Origin of the sequence: Bailinhaonella thermotolerans, assembly GCF_003594875.1 — a bacterium.
GTDB classification, from domain to species: domain Bacteria; phylum Actinomycetota; class Actinomycetes; order Streptosporangiales; family Streptosporangiaceae; genus Bailinhaonella; species Bailinhaonella thermotolerans.
In genome coordinates, this window is the sequence record NZ_QZEY01000002.1 from 180,458 (window position 1) to 202,183 (window position 21,726).

Annotated in this window: 18 protein-coding genes; 8 read left to right on the forward strand and 10 right to left on the reverse strand. The window is 75.0% G+C overall.

Annotated elements, in window-relative coordinates; genetic code table 11:
• Positions 1–67 precede the first annotated feature (67 nt).
• Positions 68–799: a metallophosphoesterase gene (locus tag D5H75_RS06045; protein WP_119925360.1), complete on the forward strand. Its 732-nt coding sequence runs from the start codon at positions 68–70 to the stop codon at positions 797–799.
• Between the two features lie 70 nt (positions 800–869).
• On the opposite strand, the gene D5H75_RS06050 is transcribed toward D5H75_RS06045, so the two are convergent.
• The 4 genes from D5H75_RS06050 to D5H75_RS06065 all read right to left on the reverse strand — a co-directional run bounded on the left by D5H75_RS06050 (position 870) and on the right by D5H75_RS06065 (position 5,706).
• Complete coding sequence (locus tag D5H75_RS06050; RefSeq protein WP_119925361.1) at positions 870–1,484, reverse strand: TetR/AcrR family transcriptional regulator; 615 nt, start codon at positions 1,482–1,484, stop codon at positions 870–872.
• A 63-nt stretch (positions 1,485–1,547) separates the two neighbouring features.
• Positions 1,548–2,870, reverse strand: a complete 1,323-nt coding sequence (locus D5H75_RS06055) for a hypothetical protein (RefSeq protein WP_119925362.1) — start codon at positions 2,868–2,870, stop codon at positions 1,548–1,550.
• A gap of 5 nt (positions 2,871–2,875) precedes the next feature.
• Positions 2,876–3,673, reverse strand: a complete 798-nt coding sequence (locus D5H75_RS06060) for a cupredoxin domain-containing protein (protein WP_119925904.1) — start codon at positions 3,671–3,673, stop codon at positions 2,876–2,878.
• On the reverse strand, positions 3,670–5,706 hold the full coding sequence (locus D5H75_RS06065; RefSeq protein ID WP_119925363.1) for a hypothetical protein: 2,037 nt from the start codon (positions 5,704–5,706) through the stop codon (positions 3,670–3,672). Before D5H75_RS06065 ends, D5H75_RS06060 begins: the two co-directional genes overlap by 4 nt.
• Positions 5,707–5,956: 250 nt before the next feature.
• On the opposite strand from D5H75_RS06065, the gene D5H75_RS06070 reads away from it, so the two are divergent.
• Positions 5,957–6,652, forward strand: coding sequence for a class I SAM-dependent methyltransferase (locus tag D5H75_RS06070; RefSeq protein WP_119925364.1), 696 nt, complete (start codon positions 5,957–5,959; stop codon positions 6,650–6,652).
• Between the two features lie 50 nt (positions 6,653–6,702).
• On the opposite strand, the gene D5H75_RS06075 is transcribed toward D5H75_RS06070, so the two are convergent.
• Positions 6,703–7,434: an adenosylcobinamide amidohydrolase gene (locus D5H75_RS06075; RefSeq protein WP_119925365.1), complete on the reverse strand. Its 732-nt coding sequence runs from the start codon at positions 7,432–7,434 to the stop codon at positions 6,703–6,705.
• A gap of 833 nt (positions 7,435–8,267) precedes the next feature.
• Between D5H75_RS06075 and D5H75_RS06085 the strand changes: the two genes are divergently transcribed.
• On the forward strand, positions 8,268–9,251 hold the full coding sequence (locus tag D5H75_RS06085; protein ID WP_119925366.1) for a CapA family protein: 984 nt from the start codon (positions 8,268–8,270) through the stop codon (positions 9,249–9,251).
• Between the two features lie 51 nt (positions 9,252–9,302).
• Here the strand turns inward: D5H75_RS06085 and D5H75_RS06090 are convergent, their stop codons facing one another.
• Both D5H75_RS06090 and D5H75_RS06095 read right to left on the reverse strand, forming a co-directional pair.
• Complete coding sequence (locus tag D5H75_RS06090) at positions 9,303–10,472, reverse strand: acetate/propionate family kinase (RefSeq protein WP_119925367.1); 1,170 nt, start codon at positions 10,470–10,472, stop codon at positions 9,303–9,305.
• Between the two features lie 3 nt (positions 10,473–10,475).
• The gene (locus tag D5H75_RS06095) at positions 10,476–12,812 is read right to left on the reverse strand and encodes a phosphoketolase family protein (RefSeq protein ID WP_202637874.1); all 2,337 of its coding nucleotides are present in this window, start codon (positions 12,810–12,812) and stop codon (positions 10,476–10,478) included.
• Between the two features lie 236 nt (positions 12,813–13,048).
• On the opposite strand from D5H75_RS06095, the gene D5H75_RS06100 reads away from it, so the two are divergent.
• The 3 genes from D5H75_RS06100 to D5H75_RS06110 all read left to right on the forward strand — a co-directional run bounded on the left by D5H75_RS06100 (position 13,049) and on the right by D5H75_RS06110 (position 17,888).
• Positions 13,049–15,457: a glycoside hydrolase family 65 protein gene (locus tag D5H75_RS06100; protein WP_119925905.1), complete on the forward strand. Its 2,409-nt coding sequence runs from the start codon at positions 13,049–13,051 to the stop codon at positions 15,455–15,457.
• Positions 15,458–15,578: 121 nt separating this feature from the next.
• A complete protein-coding gene (locus D5H75_RS06105; RefSeq protein ID WP_202637875.1) occupies positions 15,579–16,286 on the forward strand; it encodes an STAS domain-containing protein in 708 nt (235 codons plus the stop codon).
• Positions 16,287–16,559: 273 nt separating this feature from the next.
• Complete coding sequence (locus D5H75_RS06110; RefSeq protein ID WP_202637876.1) at positions 16,560–17,888, forward strand: pentapeptide repeat-containing protein; 1,329 nt, start codon at positions 16,560–16,562, stop codon at positions 17,886–17,888.
• Positions 17,889–17,952: 64 nt separating this feature from the next.
• On the opposite strand, the gene D5H75_RS41285 is transcribed toward D5H75_RS06110, so the two are convergent.
• From D5H75_RS41285 to D5H75_RS06135, 3 genes are all read right to left on the reverse strand, one after another.
• Entirely contained in the window at positions 17,953–18,669 is a 717-nt protein-coding gene (locus D5H75_RS41285) for a helix-turn-helix transcriptional regulator (RefSeq protein ID WP_242454016.1), read from the reverse strand.
• 395 nt (positions 18,670–19,064) lie between these two features.
• Positions 19,065–19,751, reverse strand: coding sequence for a hypothetical protein (locus tag D5H75_RS06130; RefSeq protein WP_119925370.1), 687 nt, complete (start codon positions 19,749–19,751; stop codon positions 19,065–19,067).
• Between the two features lie 96 nt (positions 19,752–19,847).
• Entirely contained in the window at positions 19,848–20,405 is a 558-nt protein-coding gene (locus D5H75_RS06135; protein ID WP_119925371.1) for a GNAT family N-acetyltransferase, read from the reverse strand.
• A 372-nt stretch (positions 20,406–20,777) separates the two neighbouring features.
• Here D5H75_RS06135 and D5H75_RS06140 point away from each other — a divergent pair, with 372 nt between their 5' ends.
• Together D5H75_RS06140 and D5H75_RS06145 are read left to right on the forward strand one after the other, a co-directional pair.
• Positions 20,778–21,317, forward strand: coding sequence for a WYL domain-containing protein (locus tag D5H75_RS06140; protein ID WP_119925372.1), 540 nt, complete (start codon positions 20,778–20,780; stop codon positions 21,315–21,317).
• A gap of 143 nt (positions 21,318–21,460) precedes the next feature.
• Positions 21,461–21,694 (forward strand): hypothetical protein, encoded by a 234-nt coding sequence (locus D5H75_RS06145; protein ID WP_119925373.1) that lies wholly within the window; start codon positions 21,461–21,463, stop codon positions 21,692–21,694.
• Positions 21,695–21,726: the final 32 nt, after the last annotated feature.

Sequence of the window (21,726 nt, forward strand, 5' to 3'; positions counted from 1 at the left end):
TCCGGAACGTCCGGACAGGTCCGGGCCCGCCCGGCCGGCGGGCGGCGGTGAGCGGAAGGGGTCCCCGATGATCGTCATGGCGCACTTCAGCGACGTCCACATCGACGGCGGCGAGCGCAGCGCCGAGCGTGCCCGGCGGGTGGTGGACCACATCGCCGCGCTCCCCCGCCCGGTGGACGCGGTCCTGCTGACCGGGGACATCGCCGACCACGGCACGCCGGAGGAGTACGCCGCCGCCGCCGAGATCCTGAGCGCGGTCCCCGCGCTGATGTGCCCCGGCAACCACGACGCGCGCGAGCCGTACCGCCGGGTGCTGCTGGGCGAGGAGGCGGCTCCCGGGCCGGTGAACCGGGCGCACGAGATCGGCGGCGCGACGTTCGCGATGTGCGACTCCTCGATCCCGGGCCGGGACGACGGATATCTGGACGACGAGACGCTGGCCTGGCTGGACGGCGTGCTCGCCGGCGGCGACGGGCCCGCGTTCGTGTGCTTCCACCACCCGCCCGCGTCCCTGCACGTCCCGTTCATCGACGAGATCATGCTCGGCGGGGCGGACCGGCTGGCCGCCGTGCTCGCCCGCCACCCCCGCGTCGCCGCCGTCCTGACCGGCCACGCCCACACCCCCGCCGCGACCACCTTCGCGGGCCTGCCGCTGCTCGTGGCCCCGGGCGTGGTCAGCACGCTGAAGACCCCCTGGGAGAGCGGCCCGTTCCTGAACCCGGACCTGCCCCCGATGCTCGCCTTCCACGTCCTCGACGACGACGGCCGCCTCACCACCCACTTCCGCGTCGTCCCCTGACGCGCCCCGCCCCGCCGTACGGCGTGAGCGCGGCCGGCCGCGTTCCGGGGCCCGGCGGCGGGCGGCCCGGTCAGGAGAGGGGGAAACGGGCGAGGTAGGCGCGGGCCAGGAGCTTGGTCTCGGCGATGACGCCGGGGTCGCCGTCCGGGTGCTCGCGGAAGGCGTGCCGCAGCACGGCGTCGCACGCCTCCACGGCGATCCGCAGCGCGCGCCGGAACTCCGGCCCCGCGAGGAGGGCGTCCGCGCCGAGCCGGTCGGCGAGCAGGGCGGCCAGGTGCTCGCTGAGCGCCCGGTTGCTCCCGAAGTCCACGACGGCGAACCCGGCGGAGGAGCGGCGCATCGCGACGTACTCGTCCACGACCACGTCGATGACCGGCCCCCACGCGGGCTCGGCGGCGGCCAGGCGGGCGGTGAGCCGCCCGACGTAGCGGTCCAGGTTGCGCTCGGCGAGGGCGGCGACCAGATCGCGCTTGTCCCGGAAGTACCGGTAGATCGACCCGATGGGCACCCCGGCCCGCAGCGCCACCGCGCGCGTGGTCAGGCCGTCGTACCCGACCTCCTCCAGCAGCCCCGCGCACGCGTCCACGATGCGGTCGAGCCGTTCGGCGCTGCGCCGCTGCACCGGGGCGCGCCGCAGCGGCGTCCCGGTCCCCCCGCCGCCGTGCCCGGCCGGCCCTCCCGTCATCCCGCCCCCTTCGCGCGAGCCGTACGGCGGGGCCGCCCGCCGGCGCCCGCCCAGGTCACGAGCCTATGCGGCGAGCAGCAGGGTCAGTCCTCCGAGTGTGTAGCAGACCATGAGCACGAACAGCGGGATCTGCCCGGCGACGGCCTTGGCCGCGGGGAACAGCCGCACGGACCGGTCGTGGGCGGCGACCACGCCCAGGACGTGCCCGGCCACGATCGCCACCACCTGCACGGTGGCGATCACACCGGGGCTCACCGCCGCCTCGTCCACGGTCAGGCCCGCCGTGCCGAACAGATCCAGCCCGGTGCCGAACGGGTCCGAGGCCAGGATGAACGCCCGCTGCCCCTCGATGACCAGCAGCGAGAAGTAGTGCGCGACGAGGTACCCGACCGCGATCGGCACCAGCGAGTGCGCGAACCCGGCCAGGTTGCCGCCGCGCCCGCCGATCAGCCCGGCGGCGCCGATGCACAGGCCGTACAGCAGGCTCACCCCGGCGACGGCGGCCAGCAGCCCCAGGGTGCCGGTGGCCACGGGCCCGATCGCGGCGGTCTGGAGCGTGTTCACCCAGGCGGGCGCGTCGGAGAACCCGTCGTAGGCGGTGGTGGCGAGCATCACGCAGACGGTCGCGACCAGCCCCGGCGCGGGCGCGACCGAGTCCAGCCCGTCGAAGGGGTTGCGCACCACGAGCCGCCCGTCCGACCGCCGCCCGAGCGGGGACAGCCGCCCGATCAGCGCGGAGTACACCTCGAAGGCGTCGCAGCGGTCGAACCAGCGCGGCCCGTACGCCAGGGCGCCCGCCAGGTGGAGCACGGCGTACCCGCCGAACCAGATCAGGATGGACGCCGACGCGGCGGGCTCCGGCGCGACCAGCTCCAGCCAGGTGAAGGCGAGCAGCCCGAGCGCGGCCGGCCAGTACCCCAGCCACCGGGGCGGCTCCCGGTCCGCCCGCCGCCCGGTGACACGCGCCAGGGCCAGGTGGATCGGCCGCAGCGGGTTCACCTGCCGCCACACCGGCCCGAACAGCAGCGACGCGGGCACCAGGCCGACCCAGAACAGCACGTACACGAACGTGGCGGCCGGGTTCCGGTCCGGGTCGTCGGGCCCGAACAGGGCGGCGGCCAGCGTGAACCCCCCGGCCAGGAGGCCGAGCGCGCGCAGCGTCAGCCGCGTCCCGCGCGCGTCGGCGGCCCGCTGCACGCCGTACGGCAGAGCCCGCCCGGCCTCGCGGCCGCGGAACCGGGACTCGGCCCACAGGACCGCGAGGCCCAGGAACGACACGAACAGCGCGGCGAAGGCGCCCGCGAACGCGTAGAAGGCGGGGATGGGCAGGTCGTGCCGCGCCCCGACGCCGTGCGCCAGCACCTCGCCGCCCGGGCCGTACGGCATGGCGATCACCTCACGACGAGCTGGGTCAGCACGAGGCGGGAGTCGTGGGTCTCCACCTCGAACAGGCCGGTGCGGTCGGCGGTGAACTCGACGACCGCCGGGGTCCCCGGGGTGAGGGCCCGCTCGATGTCGAAGCCGTGGACGTGCACCGTGTCCGGCTTGTCCCCGGTGACCTCGATGCGGACCCGCCGCCCCTTGGCGATCTCGACCCGGCCGGGCGGCGGGCTCACCCGGCCGCCCGCGATCCGCACGGTGATCGTCTCGTCCGCCTTCGCGGCGGCGGTGGCGCCGCCCCCGCCCTCGCCCTCGATCGGCGCGGACGCCTCCACGGGCTTGCCGCCGACCGACCAGATCGTGTGGTCGTCGGCGCTCAGCCGCACGGTCAGGGTGTGCGGGCCCGGCGGGACCGCCGCGGGGGCCAGGTGGTGCCACGGGGCGTACATCCGGGCGATCTTCTCGCCGTCCAGGTAGAGGTGGGCGTGGCCGGTGCCGGGCAGCGCCGCGCCGCCCACGCTCTCCGGCGTGAACGTGAACCGCTCGGCGATCACGTGCACGTTCCACCCGGACTCGCTGTCCCTGCGCACCTCCAGCCGCACGGCCGGGGCGCCGGCCGCGGGCACGTCGCGCGTGCGGTGGCCGCCGTGCTCGTGGGCGGGGCCCGGCGTGGAGACCGTGCCGCTGACCGGCCGGTGGTCGCTGCCGGGCCGGTGGTGCGTGGTGGGGCGCTCCCCGCAGCCGGCGACGGCCGCCAGCGCCGCGAGCGCGGCCGCGGCCACGGCTCCCCGCCGTGGGCGCGGGGTCATGCGGAGGCTCCGGCGGGGGCGGGGGACGCCGGCGCGCCGGCGGACGGGCGCGGGCGCGGCGCGAGCCGCACGACCGCCCACAGGACCCAGACGACGGCGAGCAGGCCGCGCGCCCAGGCGGGGCCGACCGGGATCCACGGGATCATGATCAGCGACTTGTCCACGGCGTCGGCCAGCGTGAGCACGCCCATGAGCACGGTCGCGCCGCCGAAGAAGCGGTACTCCCGGCGCAGGACCAGGCCCATGCCGGTCAGGCCCGCGCCGAGCAGGAGCAGGCCGATCGCCGGCAGGAGCGTGTGGTCGGCGGCGGCCCCGAACACGTCCACCACGAGCCCGGCGAGCGCGAGCAGGGCGGAGACGGCGCCCGCGCGGGAGCCGCGCAGCCGCCGCGCCCACAGCAGCAGGACCACGAGGCCCAGGAAGACCGACGTGCCCAGGGCGACCTGCACCTCGACGCGGGCCAGGCCGGTCGCGCCGAACCAGTCGCAGCCCGCGGGGATGCGGCGGTCGGCGATGCTGTACTCCGCGCAGACCAGGGAGTGCACCATCTTCGAGGGCTCCCCGATCAGCCGGTTCGTGGCCGGGCCGGCCAGGTCACCGGGCTTGGCGCCGCACTTGGGCACGACGTACGGGCTGGTCGGGCCGGCGCCGTCGAAGCAGTTGCGGCTGCCCTGGCCGTCCCAGAACACCTCGGTCGCGTTGGGCCGCGCGGAGCCGTCGGGGGCGACGCCGAGCTTGTTGCCGCCGTAGAAGTTGTCGTGGGAGGTGTCGGCCTGCTTGCCCAGGGCCTCCTCGCCGCGCAGGAACGCCGGGGCCCACAGCAGCATGAACGCGGCCCGTTCGTGCCCGTAGATCCAGTTGTCCCGGAAGATGTTGTGGTTGCCGCCGGCCGTCAGGATGCCCACGCCGCGCGCCGCGCCGATCTGCGGGCAGACCACGCCGCTCTCGTAGCCCCGCTGGCCCGGCGGCTTGGCGCAGGTGCCGTCGCGGACGTACTTGTAGTAGTCCTTGTTGTTGTCGTAGATCCGGTTGCGCTCGAACTTGGCGTGGTTCTGCGGCAGGCCGGGGTGCCCGGGGAACAGGCTGTCCATGGAGGCGCCGGCGATGTTGTCGAAGAAGTCGTTGTCGTGCGCCCAGACCGAGTCGCCCGCGGTGCCGGAGTAGCCGACCATGTTCTGGTAGCTCTTGCAGCGCCGGATCTCGATGGAGTACCGGGGCACGTCGTGGCCGCGGCCGTCGTTGATGTCGGAGGCGCTGCCCGGGTAGATGCCGCTGTCGCCGTTGCCGTGCGACTCGCAGTCGGTGTAGAGCCCGTGGTCGGAGGCGAACGTCAGGAAGCCGTACTCGTCGTTCCAGCGCGTCAGCATCCGGTCGATGACGAACCCGTCGGTGGCCAGGATGTACAGCGAGTTGAACGTGGTGCGCTGCGCGGTGAAGTTGCGGAAGTAGATCCCGTTGGCCATGTCGGCGCGGACGGCGTTCAGCTTCTTGTACTGCGCGTCGATGATCACGTCGCGGGGCGTGGCGCCGGTGCCCTCGACCTGGAGGTCCCTGATCCCGAGGATGGCGACCAGGTTCTGGTTGTGGGGGCACTGCCTCTGCTGCTCGAACGAGAGGATCTGGTAACCCCAGGAGGACCAGCGGGCGTTGAGCGAGGCGCAGGCCCCGGTGGGCGCGGGCAGGCTCGGCTCCTCCAGGTAGACCCCGGGCAGGATCTTGATCCGGTACCCCGGCCCCTTGACGGCGTTCACCGCCTCCTGGAGGTGGCGGAAGCCCTCCTTGCGGCACCGGTCGAACAGCCGCCGGTTCTCGGACCGGAGGTCCGGGGCGAACCCGGCGATCCGCCGTTCGAAGTCCGCCCGGTCGGTCTTGCAGACCAGCAGTTCGGGTCCCGTGGTCCGGTACACCGGCACGCTCCCCGACCCGTCGGGGAAATCGACCGGTCTCTCCTCATGGGCGAGCGCCGGGGCCGCCTGCGCCACGCACGCGAGCACGAGCGCGGCGGCGACGGTGAGCTTCCGCAGCAACGACATACCGCGAAAAGTAGAGCCTTGCTCACGTTCAAGTCCAGACGCGGACCGCCGCAGTCACCCAACCGTGACACCGCCCCCGCGGGCCTTACGCACGGCCCGCCCGCCTCGCGTACGGCGTCGCCTCGCGTACCGCCCTTCTCTACGGCCGCTCCTCCCGTACGGCGGCGCGCCCCATGCCGCGGGCGCCCCGCCGTACCGGGGTGGAGGGGCGGGGTTTCGCGGCGGCGCCGGGATTCAGCATGATGGGGCGATGCCCGGGGACACCGCCTACCACGACGCGCTCGGCGACCGGTTCGCGGCGCACGCCGAGACGAGCCCGTACAACGCCTTCACCGACCGGCCCGCGATGCTGGCGCTCGCCGGGGACGTCGCCGGGGCGCGGGTGCTCGACGTGGGCTGCGGGGCCGGGCACTACGCGGCCGAGCTGCTGGCACGCGGGGCGGAGGTGACCGGCGTGGACGGCAGCGCCGCGCTGCTGAGGCACGCGCGGGCCAGGGTGGGCGGCCGGGCCGCGCTGCGGCTGCACGACCTGGAGGAGCCGCTGGACTTCGCGGAGGACGCCGCGTTCGACGGCGCGGTGTGCGCGCTGGTGTACCACCACGTCACGCGGCGGGCGCGGTTGCTGGCGGAGCTGCGGCGGGTGCTGCGGCCCGGGGGCTGGCTGCTCGTCTCCACCAGCCACCCGGCCGCGGACTGGCGGCACTTCGGCGGCTCGTACTACTCCGAGGACTGGGTGGAGCTTCCGCTCGGCGGCGGGCCGCACGCGATCAGGCTGCGGCGCATGCCGCTGGAGACGTTCCTCGGCGAGTTGCTGGACGCCGGGTTCGTCCTGGAACGCCTCGTCGAGCCGCGCCCGGTGGCGGCCCTCCGCGAGGTCGACCCGGCCGCCTACGACAAGCTCACCCGCTTCCCCGCCTTCCTCGCCGTCCGCCTGCGCCGCCCGTGACCCCGGCGGCCGGGAGCGCGGCGGCCGGGAGCGCGGCCGTACGCCGGAGGTCAGGCGGGCCGGGCGGTGACGGGTCCCGGGAGCGCGGAGCGGAGGAGCGCGGCGTAGTCGCGGGCGCCCGCGCCGACGGCCGCGTGGACGGCGCGGGCGATCCGGGCGCCCCAGAGCGACCGGGGGCCGGCGAACGGCTCGGCGGGGCCGTACGGCATCGCGGCGACGCAGACGCAGTCGGTGGCGGTGCCGGTCCCCGCGAACCCGGTCTCCAGCAGCGCCTGGGTCTTGGCCTCGGTCGCGGTGGCGACGGCGTTGACCAGCGCGGCGTCACCCAGCGCCACGGGGACCGACACGAGGATGTTCACCGTCCCCGGGACGTAGGGGGGCGGGACGCGCGGCACCAGGGCCTCGTCGACCTGCGCGCCGCGGGCGAGTTCGGGGTCCGGGCGCCCCGGCGGGGCGGCGGCCCACGTCATGACCCGCAGCCCCACGGTCGCGAACACCTCCGCGCCCTCGTCCTCCGCGCGCGTGACACGGGCCACCGAGGCGGCGGTGAGCATCCCGACGCCGGGGCCGCGCAGCCCGTGCGCCCCGGCCAGCTCCCTCACGTGCCCGGCCGGGTCCATCCGGGAGTAGGCCGCCGCCACCTGCGCGTTGAGCACCCACCGGGCGTTCCCGATCCCCCCGCCCACCAGCGCCGAGGAGATGAAGCGCCGCTCCCCCGTCCGCCACACCAGCGCGCCGAGCCGCTCGCCGTCCTCCTCCCGCCACGCCAGCTCCGCCCGCACGCCGCCCCCTCCCGCCGAAAGACCGCCCGGCACCCTACCAGCCCCCACCCCCACCCAACCCCCCTCCCCCCGCCATGATCATGCGGTTTCAATCACAGAGTGTCCGCAAAACCGCATGATCACGACGAGGGGCCGGCCAGGGCACACACGCCGCTCCCCTCCCGCGCCGCTCTCCCCCGTGGGCCTCCTGCCTCGCGCCGCTTCCCTCGCGCCACCCAATCCCTCGCGGCCCCCTCGCCGTGATCATGCAGTTTTAATCACAGGGTGTGCGCGAAACTGCATGATCACGACGAGGGGCCGGCGGGGGCACACACGCCGCTTCCCCTCTCGCGCCGCTCTCCCCCTCACGCGGCGTTCTCTCCTTCGCGCCGTTTCATCCTTCGCGCCGATCCCCCTCGCGCTGCTCCCCCTCGCGACGTTCGCCTCGCGCCGCTCCCTCCCACACGCTGCTCCCTCCCGCAGCCGCTCCCCCGTGGGCCTCCTGCCTCGCGCCGCTTCCCTCGCGCCACCCAATCCCTCGCGGCCCCCCTCGCCGTGATCATGCAGTTTTAATCACAGGGTGTGCGCAAAACTGCATGATCACCGCGACGGGGTGAGCGCGGAGGGAATCCGCGCGGAGGATCGAGTGCCGGGGGGTGAGCGCTCGCGGGGGGGTGGCGGCCGGTGGGGGTGGTGCTGGTGGGGGTGGTGCTGGTGGGGCGCGGGGTGGGGTGGGATGGGGTTTGGGGTGAGTGTTGGGGCGGGGGAGGTGTGACGGGGGGTTGGCGTGGCATGAGAGGGGGGACGCGGTACGGCGGGCGGGGGGCCGGCGGCCGCGGCGGGGAGGGGGAACGATGCCGGTCACGATCGCGCTGGCGGGGAGCACGATCCTGGGACGGGGGGTGGCGGCGTACGTCGAGCGGGCGGCGGATCCGACGGGGCTGGTGGCCGGGGAACTGCTGGCGCGGCTGCTGGCGGCCGACTTCTTCGTGCTCAGCCTGGAGGGGTCCGTCGCGGACCGCGGGGAGCCGCACGGCGGGGAGTCCTCGGGGTTCCGGGCCGCGCCCCGGGCCGCCGAGCTGCTGGCCCGCATGGGCGTGGGCTGCGTCACGATGGCCAACGGCCACACGCTCGACTACGGGCCCGACGCCCTCGCCGACACGATCACCCACCTGACCGACGTGGGGATCGGCGTCGCCGGGGCCGGGCACGACGAGGCGTCGGCGCGGCAGCCCGCCCTGGCCAGCGTCGGCGGGCTGCGGGTGGGGGTGCTCGGCCTCGGCGACGACCCGCCGGAGTACGCCGCAGGGCCGGACCGGCCCGGCATCGCCTACGCCGACCTGCGCTCGGGCGCGGACGGCTGGGCCGTGGAGGCGATCCGGACCTACCGGGCGCACGTGGACACGCTCCTGGTCATGCCGCACTGGGGACCGCCGATGACGGAGAACCCCCCGGCGTACGTGCGGGCGGCGGCGCGGGACTTCGCCGGGGCCGGGGCGACGCTGGTGGCCGGGGACGGGGCGGGCGTGGTCCACGGCGTGGAGCCGCCGGTGCTGTACGACCTGGGCGGCTTCCTCAACGACACCACCGCGGAGGCGGGCACGTGCGGCGATCTGGGGCTGGTGTGGTTCGTGGACGTGTCCGAGGGCCGACCGGTACGGCTGCGCGCGCTGCCGATCGCGCTGGAGGCCGCGCACACGCGGCCGGCGGTCGGCGACGAGTGGACGGCGGTGCACCGCCGCTTCACCCAGGCCTGCCTGCGCATGGGCACCGACGTGAAGGCGGACGGCCACGAGCTCGTCGTGGACCTGGCCGCCCACCCCGCCGCCGGCTGCTGAGGAGCGCCGCGCCGGCGGCGGGCGCCGGGCCCGGCGGAGGGCGGCCGCGCGTCAGCGGAGGGCGGCCAGGGCCTCGCGGGCGAGCTGGAGCTCCTCGCGGGCCTGGACCACCAGGACGGGGACGGCCGCGCCGGGCTCGCTCACCGGGCCGTCGTCCTCGCGGTTCGCGCCGCGCGCCGGGGCCACCCCGAGGAGGCCCAGCCGCGCCGTGACCGCCTCGCGCACCTCGGGCTGGTCCCAGCCGATCTCCCCGGTGAACACGAGCGCGTCCAGCCGGTCCAGGGAGGTCGCCTCCGCGGCGATCTCCCGCGCCACCCGGTGGCAGAACACCTCCAGCGCGAGCGCGGCCCGCCGGTCGCCCCCGCGCTCGGCCTTCACCAGGTCCCGCGTGTCCAGCGACAGCCCGCCGGACAGGCCGAGCAGCCCGGAGCGGCGTTCGAGCCCGTCCTCCACCTCGTCCCGCGACAGGCGCCCGTCCAGCAGCCACAGCAGCATCCCCGGGTCCACGCTGCCGGACCGCTTGCTCATCGGCACGCCCTCCAGCGGCGTGAACCCCATCGAGGTGTCCACGCTCCGCCCGCCCCGCACGGCGCACACCGACCCGCCGCCGCCCAGGTGGGCCAGGACCAGCCGCAGGTCCTCCACCGGGCGGCCCAGCAGCGCGGCGGCCCGCCGTACGGCCCAGGCGTAGGAGATGCCGTGGAAGCCGTAGCGGCGCAGGCCGTACCGCTCCCGCCACTCGGCGGGCACGGGGTAGGTGGTCGCGTGCTCGGGCAGGCCCGCGTGGAATCCGGTGTCCGGGCAGACCACGTGCGGCACGTCCGGCAGGAGCCGCCGCGCGCTCTCGATCAGCGCGAGGGTCGGCGGGACGTGCAGCGGGGCGAGGTCGGCAACCCGCCGCACGGCCGCGAGCACCGCGTCGTCCACCACCGCGGGCCGCCGTACGGCGTCGCCACCGTGGACGAGCCGGTGCGCGGCGGCTGCGGGCGGCTCGGGCGACCCCGCCAGGAAGTCCCGGATGACCTGGTCGGAGCGGGCGGGCTCGGGCGGCCGCTCGGTGTGCACGGTGGCGATCACCCGGCCGCCGCCCGCGTCCTCCCCGGAGCGGCCGCCGGCGTCCCCGGGATCCGGGCCCGCGGGGTCCGGGTCCACGGGGTCCGGGTCCACGAGGTCCAGGCGCAGGCTCGACGAGCCGGCGTTGACGGTCAGCACGACTGCCACGGGTCATCCCTCCTCGTCGGCGACGCCGCCGGAGGTCTCGGCGGGCCAGTTCCAGCCGACGATGTCGGGGGCGTCCTCGCCGTGCTCACGGGTGTAGAGGCGTTTGCGGAGCCGTTCGTCGGCCATGCGCTGCCGCAGCGGGGCCGCGCGCACGCCCAGCGAGGGCACCCGGTCGATGACGTCCATGACCAGGTGGTAGCGGTCGATGTCGTTGAGCATGGCCATGTCGAAGGGCGTGGTGGTGGTGCCCTCCTCCTTGTAGCCCCGCACGTGGATGTTGGGGTGGCCGTGCCGCCGGTAGGTCAGCCGGTGGATCAGCCAGGGGTAGCCGTGGAAGTCGAAGATGATCGGCCGGTCGGTGGTGAAGAGCGCGTCGAACTCGGCGTCGGGCAGGCCGTGCGGGTGCTCCGAGGGCGGGCTGAGCCGCATGAGGTCCACCACGTTGACCACGCGCACGGACAGGTCCGGCAGGTGCCGGCGGAGCAGGTCGGCGGCGGCCAGGGTCTCCAGGGTGGGGACGTCCCCGGCGCAGGCGAGCACGACGTCGGGGCCGTCCGGGCCCTCGTTCCCGGCCCACGGCAGGATGCCCAGGCCACGGGCGCAGTGCGCGGCGGCCTCGTCCATCGGCATCAGGTCCAGCACCGGCTGCTTGCCCGCGACGATCACGTTGACGTAGTCGCGGGAGCGCAGGCAGTGGTCGGCCACCGACAGCAGCGTGTTCGCGTCCGGCGGCAGGTAGACCCGGACGATCTCCGGCTTCTTGTTGAGCACCACGTCCAGGAAGCCCGGGTCCTGGTGGGAGAACCCGTTGTGGTCCTGCCGCCAGACGTGCGAGGACAGCAGGTAGTTGAGCGAGGCGATCGGCCGCCGCCAGGGGATCCTCCGCGCGGACTCCAGCCACTTGGCGTGCTGGTTGAACATGCTGTCCACGATGTGGATGAACGCCTCGTAGCAGTTGAACAGCCCGTGCCGCCCGGTCAGCAGGTAGCCCTCCAGCCAGCCCTGGCACAGGTGCTCGCTCAGCACCTCCATCACCCGGCCGCCGCGCCCCATGTTCTCGTCGCCGGGCAGCAGCGCGGCGTTCCACTCCCGGTCGGTCGCCTCGAACACCGCCGACAGCCGGTTGGACGCGGTCTCGTCCGGGCCCATCAGGCGGAAGGTGGCGGGGTTGCGGGCGATCACGTCCCGCAGGTACTCCCCGAGCACCCCCGTCGGCGAGGTGGCGCCCGTGGCGGGCGACTTCACCTCCACCGCGTAATCGCGGAAGTCGGGCAGCACCAGCGGCGCGAGCAGGACGCCGCCGTTGGCGTGCGGGTTGGCGCTCATCCGGCGCGGCCCCTCGGGCACGTTCGCACGCACCGGCTCCGCCGGGCGGCCGTCCTCGAACAGCTCCTCGGGCCGGTAGGAGCGCATCCACTCCTCCAGCCGCGCCAGGTGCGCGGGGTCCTCGCGCACCCGGGACAGCGGCACCTGGTGCGAGCGCCACGTGCCCTCGACCGGCTCGCCGTCCACCTCCTCCGGGCCCGTCCAGCCCTTGGGGGTCCGCAGGATGATCATCGGCGGGCGGTCCGCGGAGTCCAGGCCGTCGAAGATCTCGTCGAGGGTCTCCGCCATCCGCTCGTGCGCCTCGGCCGGGTCGTCGCCCGCCACGACGTACGGCCGGTGGCCGTACCCCTCCATCAGCGAGATCAGCTCGCGCTCGGGGATCCGCGCGAGGACGGTCGGGTTGGCGATCTTGTAGCCGTTGAGGTGCAGGATCGGCAGGACGTGCCCGTCGCGCCCCGGCTCGCGGAACTTGTTGGCGTGCCAGCTCGCCGCCAGCGCGCCCGTCTCCGCCTCGCCGTCCCCGATCACGCAGGCCACGACCAGGCCCGGGTTGTCGAAGGCCGCGCCGTACGCGTGGGCCAGGGAGTACCCCAGCTCGCCGCCCTCGTGGATGGAGCCCGGCGTCTCCGGCGCGGCGTGGCTCGGGACGCCCCCGGGGAACGAGAACCGCCGGAACAGCCGCGCCATGCCCTCCGTGTCCTGGGAGACCTCCGGGTACAGCTCGCTGTAGGTGCCCTCCAGCCACGCGTGCGCCACGACCGCCGGCCCGCCGTGCCCCGGGCCCGCGATGTAGATCATGTCCTGGTCGCGCTCGCGGATCACCCGGTTGAGGTGCGCGAGGACGAAGTTCAGGCCGGGCGTGGTGCCCCAGTGCCCGAGCAGCCGCGGCTTGACGTGCTCGGGCCGCAGCGGCTCGCCCGGCAGCGGGTTCGCCAGGAGGTAGATCTGCCCGGCCGACAGGTAGTTGGCCGCGCGCCAGTACGCGTCCACGGCCGCGAGGTCCTTGCCCGACATGGCCACCCTTCCGGGGATCGCGGGGATTCCGGCGGATCCGTCGCCTCCGCCGCTCGTCCGGCTCTCCTCCTGCCCCGCCGCGCCCGGTGCTAACGGGCGGGACCGCCGCGGGGAGGAGGGGCGGACGGGCCCGGCGGGCCGGCGAGGCCCGTTCGAGGCCCGTTCCGGCCGGGACGGAGGGGGCCCGTCCCGGCCGGGACACGTAGGGGCGCCCGCATCTGGGTATCGGGGTGGGCATGCGGGACTGGTCGCTGACGTTCGAGGGGTTCGACCCGGGCGGCGAGCGCCTGCGCGAGGCGCTGTGCACCCTGGGCAACGGCTTCTTCGCCACGCGCGGCGCGGCCCCGGAGGCGGTGGCCGGGGAGTGCCACTATCCGGGCACGTACGTCGCCGGCGTGTACGACCGCCTCGCCTCGGAGGTGGCCGGGCACCGCGTGGTCAACGAGGACATCGTGAACGTGCCCAACTGGCTCCCGCTGACCTTCCGCGCCGCGGGCGGCCCCTGGTTCGACGCGGCCGAGCTGCCCGGGGAGGGCGTGACGGGCTACCGCCAGGAGCTGGACCTGCGCCACGGCGTGCTGGTCCGCGAGTTCACCCGGCGCGACGGCCAGGGCCGCGCGACCTCGGTGCGGCAGCGCCGCCTGGTCTCGATGGACGACCCCCACCTGGCCGCCCTGGAGACCGTGCTCACCCCCGTGAACTGGTCGGGCGTCCTGGAGGTCCGCTCCCTCCTGGACGCCTCGGTCCGCAACGAGGGCGTCGCCCGCTACCGGGACCTGCGCGGCGACCACCTCGCCCCGCTCGGCTCCGGCGTGGACGGGCCGGTCGCCTGGGTCCGGGTGGCCACCGCCGCCTCCGGCGTCCACGTCGCCGAGGCGGCCCGCACCGGCGTCCGCCTCCCAGGCTCCGGGGACGCGCCGCCCCCGGCGTACACCCCGATCGAGGACGCCGTCCGGCCGGGGGTGGCGGTCGCGGTCCCGGTGGAGCGGGGGACGGCGTGCGCGGTGGAGAAGGTGGTGGCGCTGGCGACCTCGCGGGACCACGGGATCGGGGAGTGCGCGGAACACACCAGGGAGGCGGTGCGGGCGGCGCCGGGGTTCGGGGACCTGCTGGCGCGGCACGCGGCGGCGTGGCGGCGCCTGTGGCGGCGGGCGCGGCTGGAGACCGGGACGCCGGACGACGAGACGATCCTGCGGCTGCACGCGTTCCACCTGCTCCAGACGCTCAGCCCGCACACGGCGGACCTGGACGCGGGGGTGCCCGCGCGGGGGCTGCACGGGGAGGCGTACCGCGGGCACGTGTTCTGGGACGAGCTGTTCGTGCTGCCGTGGCTGAACCTGCGGTTCCCGGAGATCGCGCGGGCGCTGATCCGGTACCGCCACCGGCGGCTGCCGAAGGCGCGGGCGGCGGCGCGCGAGGAGGGGCTGCCGGGGGCGATGTTCCCCTGGCAGAGCGGGAGCGACGGGCGCGAGGAGACCCAGCGGCTGCACCTGAACCCGCGCTCGGGGCGGTGGCTGCCGGACCACTCGCGGCTCCAGCGGCACGTCGGGCTGGCCGTGGCGTACAACGTCTGGCAGCACTACCAGGCGACGGGCGACGTGGACATGCTCGGCGAGACCGGGGCCGAGCTGATGGTGGAGGTGGCGCGGTTCTTCGCCGGGCTGGCCCGGTTCGACGAGGGCCTGGGGCGGTACGTCATCCGCGGGGTGATGGGGCCGGACGAGTACCACGACGCCTATCCCGGCGCCGACCGGCCGGGGCTGGACGAGAACGCGTACACCAACGTGATGACGGTGTGGGCGCTGGCGCGCGCGCTCGACGCGCTGGAGGCGCTGCCGCCGCCCCGCCGCGACGAGCTGGCCGAGCGGCTGGAGCTGGGCGCGGAGGAGCCCGAGCGGTGGGCGGACCTGACCCGGCGCATGCGGGTGGTGTGGCACGCCGACGGCGTGATCAGCCAGTTCGACGGCTACGAGTCGCTGGCCGAGCTGGACTGGGAGGGGTACCGGCGCAGGTACGGCGACATCCGCCGGCTGGACCGGATCCTGGAGGCCGAGGGGGACACCCCGAACCGGTACAAGCTGTCCAAGCAGGCCGACGTCCTCATGCTCTTCTACCTGCTCTCCGCCGAGGAGCTGGCCGAGATCTTCCACCGCCTGGGCTACCCGTTCGAGGGCGCCACGATCCCCCGGACGATCCGGTACTACCTGGCCCGGACCTCGCACGGCTCCACGCTCAGCGCGGTGGTGCACGCGTGGGTGCTGGCCCGCGGCGACCGCCGGGCGTCCTGGCGCTTCTTCACCGAGGCGCTGGCGGGCGACGTGCACGACGTCCAGGGCGGCACGGCCGCCGAGGGCGTCCACCTGGGCGCGATGGGCGGCACGCTGGACCTGGCCCAGCGCTGCTACCTGGGCCTGGAGACCCGGGGGAACGCGCTGCGGCTCAACCCCGCCCTGCCCGACGCCCTGCCGCGGCTGAGCCTGGACCTGCGGTACCGGGGGTGCGACCTGTCGATCGACGCCGACCACGCCGAGCTGCGCCTGCGGGTGTCGTACGGCAGGCAGCCGATCCGGGTGGTCGCCGGGGACCGGGAGGCCGCGCTCGTGCCGGGGAAGACCTATGTGTTCCCCCTGGACGGCCGCCCCTGAGAGGAGCACAATTGCCCTCTCCACCGGGAGCTGATGGTTCTTCCCTCCATGTCGTCATAAGTTGAACTATGTGGGCGTGCGGGCCCATCCGGGGCCCCCGGACCCCTCCGAGGAGACAGGCGTGGACTTCTCCGCGACGGTCGAGCATCGGGGCGGCAACATCGTCGTCGTGTCCGTGCGCGGCGAGCTGGACTTCCTGTCCAGTCCCGCGCTCAAGGACGCCTTCGCGGCCTTCGGCGAGAGCCCGGCGCGGTATCTCGTCGTGGACCTCACCGGCACGACGTTCTGCGACGTCAGCGGCGCGCACACGATCGTCGCCGCGCACGGCGCCGCCGTGCGCGGCGGGGGCCTGCTGGCCGTGTCCGGGGCGCTGCCGCTGACCCGGCGGCTGCTGGACCTGATCGGCGGCGGCCGCGTGCCGGTGTACCCGTCGCTGACGGCGGCGCTGCGGGCGCGCAGGACCCGGTCCGGGACGTCCTGCGAGGTGCTCGCCACCCGGACCCGGCATCCGGGTCCCGCGGTCTCGCGCGCCCGCCCGCCGGGCCCCCCGCGCGCCGACGTCCCGCCGCGGGCCCGCCCCCCGCTGGACGACACGATCAAGCAGTCCAAGCTGCTCCAGAACCAGACCTCGGCGAACCTGTCCCTCCTGCAGAACCGCACGCGCAAGACGTTCGAGATGCTGGCCCGCCTGCACGACAACCTCGCCGCCGCCCACCGCCAGGGCTTCACCTGCGCGCGCTACCCCTGCGACGGCACCGTCCGCTACCACCAGGACAAGGCCCTGGCCTACCGCCGCCGCTCCCTCGGCGACGGCCGCCCCGCGGCCTGACCCTCCCCCGCGCCGGCCGGCGCGCCCCGCCACGCCGTACGGCCATCGCCCCGCCGTACGGCGAGCGGGCGGGGACGGCCCGGCGGGACGCGCAGTGACGGGCCCGGCGGGACGCGCAGTGACGGGCGCGGTGGGACGCGGAGTGACGGGCGCGGCGCGGCGGCGGCGCGGCCTGGGGGGCATGCCGGGCGAACGGTGACCGAACGTCAAGAGATCGCGGCTCACCTGCCGAAAACGGTGGTGGCTCTCGTCACTCTGCGTAAGGCTTGGGTGGTGGACGAGTACATTCAGCGTGACCGGCTGCGCATGCGCCATATCGGCGTCGTGTGCGCGCTGGCGCTCGTCGGCTCGATCGCGATGACCACCACCGTCTTGGTCCTGACGCTGTGGGTGGCCGGCTTCCCCCACGTCGCCCTCCCGGGGAAGGAGGGGCTGCCGCTGGAACGCCTGATCGACATCATCAAGCTGTCCTTCGCCGCCGTGGCGGGCATCGGCGGCGTGATCGCCCTGGTCCTGGGGTACCGGCGGCAGAAGGTGTTCGAGGCGGCCGAGCGGCGGGCCGAGGGGGCGGAGCAGCGCGAGGCCACCAAGCTCTTCAACGAGCGCTTCACGATCGCCAGCGACAAGCTCGGGCACGAGTCCCCGGCCGTGGTGCTCGCGGGGGTGCACGCGCTCGCGCGGCTGGCCGACGACGCCCCTACCGGCGGGCTGCGGCAGACCGTGATCGACGTGCTCTGCGCCTACCTGCGCATGCCGTACACCCCGCCGCCCGGCAACGACGCGACCACCTACCAGCGCCTGGCCTACGCCGGGTACCGCGAGGTCAGGCACACGATCATCCGCCTGATCAGCGCGCGGCTCCGGGAGGGCGTGCCGATCTCCTGGCAGGGGCACGACTTCGACCTCACCGGGGTCGTGTTCGACGGCGGCGACTTCAGCGACGCGATCTTCTCCGGCGGCGAGGTCAGCTTCCGCGACGCGGTCTTCCGGTCCGGCCGGATCCACTTCGAGCGGTCGGCGTTCCTCGGCTGCACGGCCGACTTCAAGGGCGCCTCGTTCGAGGGGGCGCAGGTGGACTTCCGGGGGAGCCAGTTCCGCGACTGCCTGCTCGACCTGCACGGCGCGCGGTTCTCGGCCGGGGAGGTCTGCTTCGACCAGTGCGTGTTCCTGGGCGGCGAGATGCACGCCAACGAGTGCGTCTTCAGCGGCGCGGAGGTGGGCTTCAACCAGGCGATCTTCTCGGCCGACGCGATCAGCTTCTACGGCGCGGAGTTCTCCGCGGGCAAGGTCGGCTTCTGGGGCACGCTGTTCGCCGGGCGATCCGGGTTCCGCTACGCCCGCTTCACCGGGGCGCACGTGACCTTCTACAACGCGCAGTTCTCCAGCGGCGAGGTGGACTTCGAGGCGGCGCGGTTCCTGTCGGGGCTCGTCGGCTTCCGGGGGGCGGAGTTCACCGGGTCCAAGGTGGACTTCCGGTTCTCCCGGTTCCTCGGCGGGGCGCTCGACCTGGGCCAGGTCAGCGGCCACGTGCCGCCGCTGCTGCCGTCCGACACGCTCCCCGGCGTCACCATGCCCACCTCCCCCCGCGAGACGTCCGGCTGACCGGCCGACCGGCCCCCGCGCGCCGGGCGGCCCGTCCCGGGAGGGGGCGGCGCCGGGAGGGGGGTCAGCCCGCCGTACGGCGCTGCCAGGCCACGGCCAGGACGGTGCGGCTCGGGCACTCGGTCTTGGCCAGGATGTGCGTGAGGTGCTTCTTGACCGTCTCCAGCGTGATGCCGAGGCGGCGCGCGATCTGGCGGTTGGTGAGGCCGGCGGCGACGAGCTCGGCCACCTCGCGCTCCCGGGCGGTCAGCGGCCAGCGCGGCGGGGACTCCGCCTCCCCGCGCCGCAACTGCTCGCGGATCACCGGGGCGAGCACGCGCCGCAGCCGCGCCAGGATCGCGCGCTCGCGCGGGCCGACCTCGCTCTCGTCGGCGAACGCGACCCCGACGTACACCAGCCCGGCCTCGCAGGTGACCGCCAGGCCCGCCACCTCGGCCACCTGGTGGCGCCGCAGGAACCCCTCGGCGAACCCGCGCTCCCTGGGCGAGGCGCCGCACAGCAGGTCGGTCAGCACGACCTGGCCCGTGCCCGCGAGCGCGGCCAGCGCGGCCGGGGTGACGAGGGGCTCGTCGGGGAACCAGCGGTGGAGGTACTCGTCCACGAAGAGGCGGCCGAAGCTGTGCACGTCGCCGGGGCGGGCGGAGGCCGCCGCCTGCCAGTTCTCACCGTCGAGCACCATGGCGCGGCCCCAGCCCAGGTGCCGGCCGAGCGCCACGAGCAGGTCCTCGCGGAACCGGGTCAGGTCGGGGGCGTCGGCGACGTCCTCCACCACCCGGAACATGCGCCGGTAGTCGGCGGGCGCCAGCTCGGGGACGTGCGGCGCCGGCGGCCTGACGGCCGCGACCGCGAGCCCGGACGGCCCAGGACCGGGACGGGGACCGGAGCCGGGGCCGGATGGACCGGGACCGGACGAACCGGGGCCCGGCGCCGCCCGGCCGGCCGCGATGAGGCGGGCCGGCGCGGGGGCGGACGGGCCGGGGGCGGGCGTGCGGGGTCTCAGACCGCGGGGCGGGTACGCGTCCACATCGGCCAGCTTGAGCGCCGAACCCGGCTCAGGCAACGCGATATCCGCTTTAGTGCGCCCGCACTAACCGGCATTTCCCGCTATGTCGAAACCCCCGCGCCAGCGCGCCGCGCGACGCCGGCGCGGGCCGTCGGCGCGGGCCGCGCGGGCCGTCAGTGCAGGCGCTTGCGGTGCAGCCGTACGGCGAGGCCGACGTTGCCGCCGAGGGTGGCGCCCGCCAGCAGGAGCCCGGCGACCACGAGCAGGGACTCCGGGTCCGGGCCGAGGGGCCGGGGCGCGTCGGCCGAGGAGTTCGCCACCGGGCGCACCGGCACGGCCTTCTGGGCGGCCGGCAGGTTGACCTCGGGCTCGGGGGCGACCTGCGGGGCCTCCACCGAGGGGGCCGGGGCGGTGTTCTCGATCACGGGGAGCGAGACGTCGCCGGGCCGGGCCACGGTGCGGGTGTTGATCGAGGCCGGGGAGACGCCGTTGCCCGCGTATCCGCCGTAGCCGCCGTTCGAGCGCGCTGAAGAGCCGCCGGAGCCGTTCCTCGTCCCGCTCTTGGCGCCGCTCTTCGAGCCGGGCTTGGAACCGCTCTTCGAGCCGCTCTTGGGGGTGGTCTTCTTGCCGCTGATCTTCTGCTGGAGATCCTTGACGCCCTTCTCGACGTTCTTGCGCGTCTTCTCCAGGTCCTTGCAGATCTTGGTGGTCGCGTCGCCGAGGGGGGTTCCGTCGCTCTTGCAGTCGGCCGCCGCGCCCGCGCCCGCCGGGGCCGCGCCCGCGAGCAGCAGGACCAGCGCTCCGGAGGTGATGGCCGCGCCCGACAGCCCTACGTGCCGCATCGTCTTGCTTCGCGTCATGCCCGCTCCCAGGACCGGTGCAGAGATCTGTACTGTACGCCTAATCCAATAGGGGGGCGCAAGAGCCCGTCCGTGATACGCATGGGGAATTCCTCGTCAATCCAGTCGCCGGCCGTCCCATTCGTCTTCGAGCACGGAATGCACGATGGAGTCGCGCCAGCCGTCCGGCGTGCGGACGTGGTGGCGGATGCGCCCCTCCTCGACCATTCCCGCGGTGAGCATCACGAGCTGCGAGGCGATGTTGTCCGGGGACCGCGCGCCCCAGATCCGGTGCAGCCCGACCTCCTTGAACCCGAACCGCAGCAGCAGCCGCACCAGGTCCACCCCGAGCCCGCGCCCCCAGTGGTCCGGCCGCAGCCCGAAGCCGATCTCCGCGCTGTGCGGGTGATCGTGCTCGACGTGCAGCCGGGCGACGCCGATCACGTCCCCGTCCTCCGGGTCGATCACCGAGAGGACGTAGAGCCGGCGCGGGTCGGCCGCCGCCGAGGCCCGCGCCTCCTCGATGATCCGCACGACCTCCTCACGGGTCCGCGGCTCGAACGGGAGGTGGCGGGTGGCACGCGAGTCCCCGTAGAGGGCGTGGAGCGCGTCCGCGTGCGCGCACTCGACCTCCCGGAGCACCAGCCTCTCCCCGGCGTACTCCACTGGACCCATGCGGAGACGGTAGCCTGCCGCCTCCCCCGGAGACCAGTGATCAGCACCACGAGAAACAGCGCCACCTCATCCCTTTCCTTGAGCTTCCCGGACAAATCCACCCCTCTTTCCGCATCCGGAACGTCACCGCCCGCGATTCCCACCGCCCGGCCCGCCCCGCCCGGCGGGCGTTCCCGGCCCCCGGCGCCGCCCCGGCCGCGCCCCGCCGTACGGCTTTCGCGCCCCGCCGTACGGCTTTCGCGCGCCTCCCCGCCCGGCTCCGGGCGGGAGGGAAAGCGCAGGTCAGGACGGGCACGGAAGGTCAGGTGAGTACAGCGCGGAGGTTAGGTGCGAGGGCCGGGAAATGTCGGTCTTCGAACGTATGATCGAACCATGGCAAACGTCGAAACCCCACCGCTGACGGCCGCCACCATCCAGACCACCGCCTCCCGGCCCGCGCCCGAGCCGGCCGCCCTGACCGCCGCCGAGATCGCCGCGCTGGCGCTCTCCCTGGCCCACCTGGGCGCGGGGCCGCAGTCCGCCACCGCGCGGCGCGCGCTGCGGCACGCCTTCGACCACCTCGACCCCGGGGACGAGGTGGTCGCGACCACCCTGTCCACCCTGACCGCCCCGCTCGACCCCGACACCGCGCGGCGCGCCCGGACCGCCGCGATCGCGATCACCGGGCGGCTCGTGCTGCGGCTGCGCTACCGCGACGCGGCCGGCCGGCTCACCGTGCGCGAGGTCGAGCCCGTCACCTGCCTCGTCCACCGCGACCACTGGTATCTCGTGAGCTGGTGCCGGTCCGCCCGGGCCATCCGCGCGTTCCGGTTCGACCGGATGATCGCCCTGGAGCCCACCGACACCCCCGCGCGCGCCCACCTGGCCACCCGATACCTCCCCTTCCAGCGCCGCCGCCGCGTCGCGGCGTAGCGCCGCGGGCCGCCCCGCCGCGGCCCCCGCCTTCCCGGGGGCGGCGGCGGGGCCCTCCCGGCGCCGGTCCCCGCGGCGGGATTGCCCCGCCGTCACGCGGGGTAGACCCGCCCGCGGGGAGGACCACGATCTTTGGGGGGACCATGGCCGCCTGCGAGACCTGCGGCAACGACTACGACATGAGCTTCGAGGTGCACGCCCAGGGCGCGGTGCACACCTTCGACTCCTTCGAGTGCGCCATCCAGCGCATGGCGCCCATCTGCGAGCACTGCTCCTGCCGCATCATCGGGCACGGCGTCCAGGACGGCGGCCACTGGTACTGCTGCGCCCACTGCGCCCGCGAGAAGGGCGCGATGGCCCTGGTCGACCGCGCCTGACCGCCGCCCTGCCGCGCCGGGACTCCCGGCAC